The organism is Sandarakinorhabdus sp., from assembly GCF_032115815.1.
Classification (GTDB): domain Bacteria; phylum Pseudomonadota; class Alphaproteobacteria; order Sphingomonadales; family Sphingomonadaceae; genus Sandarakinorhabdus.
In genome coordinates this window covers 1-8,466 of record NZ_JAUMBI010000193.1, presented here as the reverse complement: position 1 = coordinate 8,466, position 8,466 = coordinate 1, and the positions used below count along the sequence as shown (strand labels likewise).

The 8,466-nt window shown below is 63.2% G+C and carries 10 protein-coding genes; 1 reads left to right on the top strand and 9 read right to left on the bottom strand.

Annotated features, from left to right (window positions below; genetic code table 11):
* From RT662_RS11275 to RT662_RS11235, 9 genes are all read right to left on the bottom strand, one after another.
* Positions 1-541 (bottom strand): Na+/H+ antiporter NhaA (locus RT662_RS11275; protein WP_313670800.1); only part of this gene is annotated, 541 nt, incomplete at its 3' end.
* A gap of 46 nt (positions 542-587) precedes the next feature.
* Entirely contained in the window at positions 588-1,676 is a 1,089-nt protein-coding gene (gene rfbB / locus RT662_RS11270) for a dTDP-glucose 4,6-dehydratase (RefSeq protein ID WP_313670799.1), read from the bottom strand.
* Positions 1,673-2,524: a dTDP-4-dehydrorhamnose reductase gene (rfbD, locus tag RT662_RS11265; RefSeq protein ID WP_313670798.1), complete on the bottom strand. Its 852-nt coding sequence runs from the start codon at positions 2,522-2,524 to the stop codon at positions 1,673-1,675. The genes rfbB and rfbD overlap by 4 nt, the downstream gene beginning before the upstream one ends.
* A complete protein-coding gene (gene rfbC / locus RT662_RS11260; RefSeq protein ID WP_313670797.1) occupies positions 2,521-3,066 on the bottom strand; it encodes a dTDP-4-dehydrorhamnose 3,5-epimerase in 546 nt (181 codons plus the stop codon). Before rfbC ends, rfbD begins: the two co-directional genes overlap by 4 nt.
* The gene (gene rfbA, locus RT662_RS11255) at positions 3,063-3,938 is read right to left on the bottom strand and encodes a glucose-1-phosphate thymidylyltransferase RfbA (protein WP_313670796.1); all 876 of its coding nucleotides are present in this window, start codon (positions 3,936-3,938) and stop codon (positions 3,063-3,065) included. The genes rfbC and rfbA overlap by 4 nt, the downstream gene beginning before the upstream one ends.
* Before the next feature lie 50 nt (positions 3,939-3,988).
* A complete protein-coding gene (locus RT662_RS11250; RefSeq protein WP_313670795.1) occupies positions 3,989-4,933 on the bottom strand; it encodes a hypothetical protein in 945 nt (314 codons plus the stop codon).
* 108 nt (positions 4,934-5,041) lie between these two features.
* Positions 5,042-6,124 carry a glycosyltransferase family 2 protein gene (locus RT662_RS11245; protein WP_313670794.1) on the bottom strand — a complete coding sequence of 361 codons (1,083 nt, stop codon included), beginning with the start codon at positions 6,122-6,124 and terminating at the stop codon, positions 5,042-5,044.
* Positions 6,121-7,059: a glycosyltransferase family 2 protein gene (locus RT662_RS11240; protein ID WP_313670793.1), complete on the bottom strand. Its 939-nt coding sequence runs from the start codon at positions 7,057-7,059 to the stop codon at positions 6,121-6,123. Before RT662_RS11240 ends, RT662_RS11245 begins: the two co-directional genes overlap by 4 nt.
* 16 nt (positions 7,060-7,075) lie before the next feature.
* The gene (locus RT662_RS11235; protein WP_313670792.1) at positions 7,076-8,143 is read right to left on the bottom strand and encodes an AAA family ATPase; all 1,068 of its coding nucleotides are present in this window, start codon (positions 8,141-8,143) and stop codon (positions 7,076-7,078) included.
* Between RT662_RS11235 and RT662_RS11230 the strand changes: the two genes are divergently transcribed.
* A partial coding sequence (locus tag RT662_RS11230; RefSeq protein WP_313670791.1) for a hypothetical protein occupies positions 8,102-8,466 on the top strand: 365 nt, incomplete at its 3' end. The genes RT662_RS11235 and RT662_RS11230 overlap by 42 nt on opposite strands.

Here is an 8,466-nt window from a genome sequence, read left to right as displayed (position 1 = left end):
GATCAACTCCTTCGGTATAGACGGCGGCGATCACCACGATGGCGCCCAGATCGTCGATCACGGCAATGGCGGTGAGCAGCAATTTCAGGCTGGCCGGCACCCTGTCGCCCAGCAGCGCCATTACGCCCAAGGCAAAGGCGATATCGGTCGCGGTGGGGATGGCCCAGCCCTTCAAATTGGCCGGAGCATCAAGGTTGAGGCCCAGGAACACCAACGCCGGCGCCGCCATGCCGGCCGCCGCTGCCACGCCGGGCAGGATCCGGCGAGGCCAGGTCGCCATCTCGCCATCGACAAACTCGCGCTTGATCTCGCAGCCGACGAGCAGGAAAAACACTGCCATCAACGCATCGTTGATCCAGTGGAGCAGGTTCATCGGCCCGACATCCACATGGAGCAGGTGAAAATAATCTTCGGCCAGCGACGAATTGGCGATGCCCATCGCTGCTGCAGCCGCCAGCATCAATATCTGGCCGCCCGCCGCCTGGCTGGACAGCAACTGACGGATAACGCTCAGGCGCAGGCGGGGCAGGGGCAAAGCCATGGCCCTGTGTTAGCAAGCCAGGCTCTGGCCTGGAAGCAAATCCGGTTTAGCGCGTGTAGTTGGTGGCCACCCAGTCGCGATAGCTGCCGTCCAGCACTGCCCGCCACCAGCCTTCATTGGCCAGATACCAGTGCAGCGTTTCGGCAAAGCCCTGCTCGAAGGTGCGGGCCGGGGCATAGCCCAGCTCGCCACGGGCCTTGGTTTCGTCAATGGCATAGCGCCGGTCGTGGCCGGGGCGATCGGTGACGAAGGTTTTGAGGCTGGCCGTGGGCAGGCCCTTGGCGGCCGGCGAGTCCGGGAAGCGCGCAGCCAACGCCGGATCGGCAGCAAAAGCCGCATCAACGGCAGCACACAGCGTTTCGATCACGGTCAGGTTGGGCAGTTCGGCGCCGCCGCCGATGTTATAGGTCTCACCCACCCGGCCCTTGAGCAGGCAGGCCTCGATGCCGCGGCAATGATCCTCCACGTACAGCCAGTCGCGGATCTGCATGCCGTCGCCGTAGATTGGCAGCGGCCGGCCGTGCAGGGCGTTGATCAGGAACAGCGGTATCAGCTTTTCCGGGAACTGGTAGGGCCCATAATTGTTGGAGCAATTACTGGTGGTGACCTGGAGCCCGTAGGTGTGGTGCCAAGCCCGCACCAGATGATCGCTGGCCGCCTTGCTCGCCGAATAGGGGCTGTTGGGGGCATAGGCGGTTGTCTCGCTGAACGCCGGGTCGTTCGGCCCCAGCGTGCCATAGACCTCGTCAGTGGAGACATGGTGGAAGCGATGCGGCACGCCCGACCCGGACAGCCAGACGGCCCGAGCAGCCATGAGCAAAGACAATGTGCCGATGACATTGGTATCAACGAACGCCGCTGGGCCGTGGATGGAGCGGTCAACATGGCTTTCGGCGGCGAAATGCACGATGGTGCCGATGGCACGGTCGGCCAACAGTTTTTCGACCAGCGCGGTGTCGCGGATGTCGCCGTGCACGAAATCAACGCTGTTCAGGCCTGCCAGATTGGCGCGGTTTCCGGCATAGGTCAGGGCATCGAGCACCACAACGTTGTCGTCGGCGTGGTGCTGCTGCCAGTAATGCACGAAATTGGCGCCGATGAAGCCGGCACCCCCGGTGACAAGCAAATTGGTCATGCGGCTATCTCTTTCAGGCAATCAATCAGTTCGTGGCGCCAGTGCTGGGCCGGACCGGTGATGGCCCAACTCGTCGATTTGTCGAGCACACTCCACGCCGGGCGGCGCGCCGGGGTTGGATAATCCGCGGTGGCGATGGGGATGATCGGCACGGCGCGGTTGAGCATTCCCAAGCGCACAGCTTCGTCCTGAATGGCGACGGCGAAATCATACCAACTGGTGATGCCGGCATCGGTCCAGTGGAAAATGCCGCTGTGGCCCTGCAAGGCCCAGATGGCGCGGGCCAGGCTGAGCGCGTGGGTGGGTGTGCCAACCTGATCGGCGACGACGCGCACTTCGTCGCGCTCGGCCATCAGGCGCAGCATGGTCTTGACGAAGTTGTTGCCGGCCGCGGCATAAACCCAAGCGGTGCGCACGATCAGCGGCGCCGGGTGGTGGGCGGCAGCGGCCTGCTCGCCGGCCAGCTTGGTGCGGCCATAGGCGCTGGCCGGGGCGGGCGGCGTATCGGGTCGATAGGGCAGGCAGGCCTGACCGTCGAAAACATAATCGGTCGAAACCTGCACGAAGCGGGCGCCAACGCTGGCAGCGGCAGCAGCGAGATAACCAACAGCCGTAGCATTGACCAGCAGTGCAGCGGCTTCCTCGGCCTCGGCCTTGTCCACGGCGGTCCAGGCGGCGGCGTTGACCAGCAGATCGGGTTTGGCCGCGGCCACCACAGCGGCAACCTGCGCTGCATTGCCGATGTCGAACTCAGCTTCTGGCGGCGCAATCAGGGTGACACCGTTCGGCGCGCTGGCGGCGAGCGCGCGGCCCAGCTGCCCACCACTTCCAGCGACGAGCACTCTCATGCGAACATCTCCGCGTCAGCCAACAGCGGCGCGGCCTCATCCTTGCCCGAAAGCTGCGGCGCCACGCCGACATCCGGCCACTTGATGCCGATTGCGGGGTCATTCCAGCGCAGGCTGCGGTCGCTGGGCGGATGATAGAGCGTCGTGCATTTGTAGAGGAAATCCGCCGCCTCGCTAAGCACCACAAAGCCGTGGGCAAAACCAGGCGGTATCCACAACATGCGGTGATTGTCGGCGCTCAGCTCCACGCCCACCCACTGGCCGAAATGCGGCGAGGACCGGCGGATATCCACCGCCACGTCATAAACGGCACCCTGCGTGACCCGCACCAGCTTCCCTTGCGGATTCTCCAGCTGATAATGCAGCCCGCGCAGCACGCCGCGCGCGGAGCGGCTGTGATTGTCCTGCACGAAATCCATCGTCAGCCCGGCCTGCGCGAACGACGCCTGATTCCAGCTTTCAAGGAAGAATCCGCGCGCATCGCCAAAGACCTTTGGTTCGATGATCAGCACGCCGGGCAGGGCGGTTTCGACGATATTCACCGACCGTCCCTCAACTGGCCCAGCAGATACTCGCCATAGCCTGATTTCCGCAGCGGCGCAGCGATGGCTTCCAGCTGGGCATCGTCGATATGGCCGAGGCGCCAGACGATCTCTTCGGGACAGCAGATCTTCAGGCCCTGGCGTTCCTCGACGATGCGCACATAGTTGGCGGCATCGAGCAGTGAGCCATGGGTGCCGGTATCAAGCCAGGCAAAGCCGCGCCCCATCATCTCGACATTCAGCTTGCCAGCGTCGAGATAGAGCCGGTTGAGATCGGTGATTTCTAGTTCCCCGCGCGGGGACGGCTTGAGGTCACGGGCCAGCGCCACGGCATCACCATCGTAGAAATACAGGCCGGTGACGGCATAATGGCTCTTTGGGTGTTCGGGCTTTTCTTCGATGGTTTCGGCGCGGCCATTTGCGTCGAACGACACCACGCCATAGGCCTTGGGATCATTGACATAATAGCCGAACACCGTGGCGCCATCGTCGCGCGCGCCGGCGTTGGCCAGCAGTTCGGCCAGGCCGTGACCATGATAGATATTGTCCCCCAGGATCAGGATCGATGGGTCATTGCCGATGAAGTCCGCGCCGATGTGATAGGCCTGCGCCAAACCCTCGGGCCGTGACTGCTGGGCATAACGGATGTTGATGCCCCAGTGGCTGCCGTTGCCCAGCAGATGCTCGAACGCAGCCGCATCGCCCGGCGTGGTGATGATCAATATCTCCGTCACGCCGGCCAACAACAGCACCGACAGCGGGTAATAGATCATCGGCTTATCATACACCGGCATCAGTTGCTTCGATACCGGTTTGGTCAACGGATACAGGCGCGTGCCTGAACCGCCGGCCAGGATGATCCCGCGTCGCATGTGGTCGTCACTCCTCTTCGGGCGGGATGGGGTTCCGCCCGTCTAATTGCTTATTTGGCCGCAGGAGCAGCCGGCTTGGCTGCCCCGCCCGCCGGCGAAGCTGCAGCGGCCTTTTCAAGCGATGCAGCTACCTTGTCGGGCGCGTCATAGCCCTTGGCATAGCTGATCTTCGCCTTGTTTGCTTCGCGCAGACGGGTCAGTTCAGCCTGCAGGCGCTTGCCCACTTCCTGGCGCTGGATCACCTGCTGGGCATAGCTGATGGCCTTTTCGCCAAGGAACGGATCGGACTTCATTTCGGCCACAACGTTAACATACACCACAGGCGCCGGTGCACCCTGAGGCTGATCGGTGTACATGAAGGGTTCGCCATTCGGCCCCTTCGACAGCTTCACGAACTCCTGGCTCAGGCGCGGATCGAGCACCAGCGTGTCGATCTGCTGCGGGGCGCGGCGATACTCGATATTCTGCTCGAGCAGCAGCCGTTCCACTTCCTGCATGGTCTTAGCGTCCTTCAGCGGCAAGGCGGCTGATTTGGGCGTGCGCAGGAACTGGATCTGATCCAGCGTCATGATCCGGCGTTCGGCAAACATGATCGGATTATCACTGATGAACTTCTGGGCGCCTTCACGCGGGGTTTGCTGCACCTTGCCAGCCACTTCGGCCTGCAGCGATTGCACCAGCAAATTTTCATCAGCGCGGGCCTTGGCCAGCACGAACTGCGGTGACTGGTCGAGCTTCTTGGTGCGAGCCTCGGCAGCCAGCATCTTGCGCTCGATCACGCGTGACAGGGCGACAGCCTCCACAAGCTTGCGCGGCGCCGATTGGGCCTGGGCACCCATGCCGCCGATTTCGGCATTGACCTCATGGATGGTGACATCCGTACCATCAACTGTGGCCACCACTTGGCCTTCAGGCGCCTTGGCGTCCTTGCTGCACGCGGTCAGCGCCAGCCCAGCCACGGCGACCAGCAACATCGGAACATGCGTCGTTTTCATCACGTCACTCCCACCATTTTCATTCACGGTAAACCGCCTACGGTTCACCAAAATCACGTCATTTCTTGCCGCTCTGCACCGCAATGGTCAATGGCGCGCAGACCTTGTTCAAAATGGCCTGCCGAACGTCGCGCGCAAGATCGCACGGGCATTACTGCCTTGTCGCCGCAGTAACCGTCGCAGGATTTGGCCCCAGCAAATCAGCCAATGCAGAGGCCATAGCCAGCGATAATGGCGCCAGGTGAAGCGCAGCCGCGATCGTGCCAGCCAATAATCGGCAAAGGCGCTGCGCTTTGCCTGCGCGCTGCCCGATCCGATCGAGCGGCCAGCCTTGTGGAAAACGGTGGCACCATGGGCAAAGGCGGTTTCGTAGGCGTGACTGCCCAGCTTGCGGTTTCGCACTGCCCAGTCGATCTCTTCGAAATAGAGGAAATAATCCTCCTCCATCAGGCCAACCTCACTGAGGAAGCCGCGGCTGACAGCGATGCTGGCACCCAGCACGAAATCGGTGGCATCGGCCACATCCTGCGGGCTGTATTTGATGGTGGCAGACTGCCCACCGCCCAGCGAGCGACCGTTGCCGGTGAATATATTATAGGATGAGCCGTTCAGCGCCTGAATGCGATCCGGCGTCCAGTAATGGCGCACCACCGTGCCACACATGCCGACGCGCGGCGTTGCCATCATGCGCGACAACAGGCTAATCGCCGCATCGGGCGCCACCACCGTGTCATTGTTGAGCAACCAGAAATGCTTGAGTTGACCATCGCGCAGCAAGTGCCGGAGACCCAGATTGTTGCCGCCCGCAAATCCCCGGTTCGTTTCGGAGACGATCAGCGTCAACGGTGCCACGACACCACCACTGCCAACGGCTGTTTCAGACAGTTCGATCAGCGGCACTGGCTTGGCCACGGGCGGCGTGGAAAAGGCCGCCATGTCGGTCGATTCCGGCGCCGCATCCAGCGTTCCGCCGGCCCATGCGCGAAAACGGTCGACAGAATCGTCGCCCGATCCGTTTTCCACCACCACGATCTTCATCGGCAGTGCTGATCGCAGCAGGCTTTCGAGGCACTCGATGGTATCGGCGGCGCCGCGGTAGTTGACAATCACCACCCCTAGCAGTGGCGGCAGGGGTGACGGGGCAAGCGCACCGGGGGTGCGGGCGGCGGTTGCAGGCGAAGCTATGTTCATGCCGCGCCGCCGTGCCAATGGGTGGCGGCATCCTCGCCAGTGGCGCCGATCACGCGCAGCATTTCAGCGCAGCGCAGCAAGCGGATCTGCGCCAGCACCGCTAGCCCGTTTATCTTGTTGGCCACACCCGTCAGCCGTTCGGAGGACAGCAACCGGCCGCCATCAATGATAATCGATGCCGGCATCAGTGCCGCCTTCAGCAACCAGCGCCACAATGGCCTGCCCACAGCACGATGCTCGGCCCAGTCATGGGCAACATGGCGCCGCCATTTCACCGTCAGGCTGGCGATATCGGTGCGCGCCGGGTGATAGATGCGCATGGCCGGAACATAGGCCGGGCGATAGCCTGCCGCGCTCGCCCGTTGCCCCCAGTCACGATCCTCGGCGATGCCGATGCCAGCGAAGGGGCCCACGGTCTCATGCACGCTGTGGTGCATGGCAAGATTGCCTGTGCCCGAAAAACCCTGCTTTTCGATATACATGCGCTGGCGGTAGGCGAACACGGCTTCATAGGCTTCCACGGCAGTCAGGCGCTTGGGATCGACAAAATCGATGCGCACGTCGCCACCCACCACGGCGCGGGTGCCGCCGGCTTCCACGGCCTCCACCGCCGCCTTCAGCCAGCCATCACCAGCCCAGCAATCGGCATCAATGAAGGCCAGCACCGGAGCATGGGCAACCGCTACACCGGCATTGCGGGCCGGGCCGGGGCCGGGGGTGGGTTCCGAAAGCAGGATGACGCCGGGGTGGGCGGCCACCACTTCGGTGGGCATTTGGCGCGAGCCATTGTCAACCACGATGATCTCCACAGCGCCTTCCAACACCTGCGCCTGCACCGAAGCCAGACAGCGAGCCAGCGCATCGGGCATGTTGAAGTGCGGGATGATCACCGATACCCGGTATTGATCCGGACTGCTTGCCGGCAGACTGGTCATTGCAGGCACCTGGCCGTCAGGCAGCCAGCCGGGCCATGGCCGCAGACATCATCAACAGCGAAGCGACGCCGGGATAGCCGAAGCGGAAGTGGGGATCGCCCGGGCCTTCGCGCCGTTCCAGCAGGTCGACGGTGTTGACGAACAGCTTTAGGTCGCGTTCGATGGCCAGCGGAGAATGCACGCCGCCCATCTCGGCATAAACATCATCGACGGTAAACCAGCCATCGGCCGAGCTGCCAGCGCGGGCGGCGGCGACCAGCAAGCCCCAGTGCACACGGGCTTCGTCGCGGGCCAGATTGGCCTGCACGCGGCGCGGAAGGCTGGCCTGCCAATCGGCAATCACCCGTTCCACGGCCACGCGGGCATCTGCATCGCCGACAACGCTGCGATTGTCGTTCATGGCCAGCAGGCCGGCCTGGTGGCCGAGCAGGCGCACGAGATAGGGCGAACCACCTGCCATCTGGGTGATCATCGCCAGCGCGGCCGCATCATAACGGATCTCGGCCGCGCGCTCACCAAGGCGGAGCAGTTCCTTGACCTCGCCACTGTTCATCGGCCGCATCGGCAGGCCGGTGATGTTGCGGCGGATCGACGGCGCATAGCCGATCAGTTCGTCGAGGTTGAGCGCGACGCCGGTGATGATCAGCTGCACACGCGCAGCCCGGTCAGAAAGATTCTTGATCAATTCGGCGACTTCGCGGCGGAAGTTCACGTCCACAACGCGATCATATTCGTCGAGAATGACGAGCACGCGCGTGCCAACCACCCCGGCCATAACATCAGCCAGCTCGCGGGCACCATATTGGCCCTCGGGCAGCATCACCTCGAACGTGTCACCCTTTTCGGCTTCGAGCGAGTTGGGCAGCACCGAGTTGTGATAGATGCGCGGGATGCGGGCGCACACCGACCGGAACATGTCCGAGAAATTGGCGGCCGTGCCGCAGCTGCCATAGATAACGAGATAGCGGGCTTCCCGCGCAGTTTCGGCAAACACATGGGCCAGGCTGGTCTTGCCGATCCCGCGCTCACCATAGATCACGACATGGACGCGCTGTTCCTCGACGGCATTGATCAGGGCAGACATGGCTTCGCGGCGGCCGGCAAAGGATTCGCGGGCGATCACCGGCTGCGACGCACCCAAGGCGTCACGAAGAGCAAGACGACGGCGGGCCGATTCATTGGCCAGATCGGTTTCCACGTCGTCGGATGCGCTGGCCATGAACCGCGGCAGCATCGGGCCTGGCTCGGCTGCAGCGCGCCTCCAAACCTCGCCGCTAGCGCCTGGCGTATCGTCGATAACAGTTGGTGCTGGTGCGGCCTGGTTGTCCAGAAGGCCGCCCGTCAGATCAGGCTCGGGCTGATCGTTGCCGACGAGTTCGGCCGTTTCTTCACGAAGCTTGCGTTTCC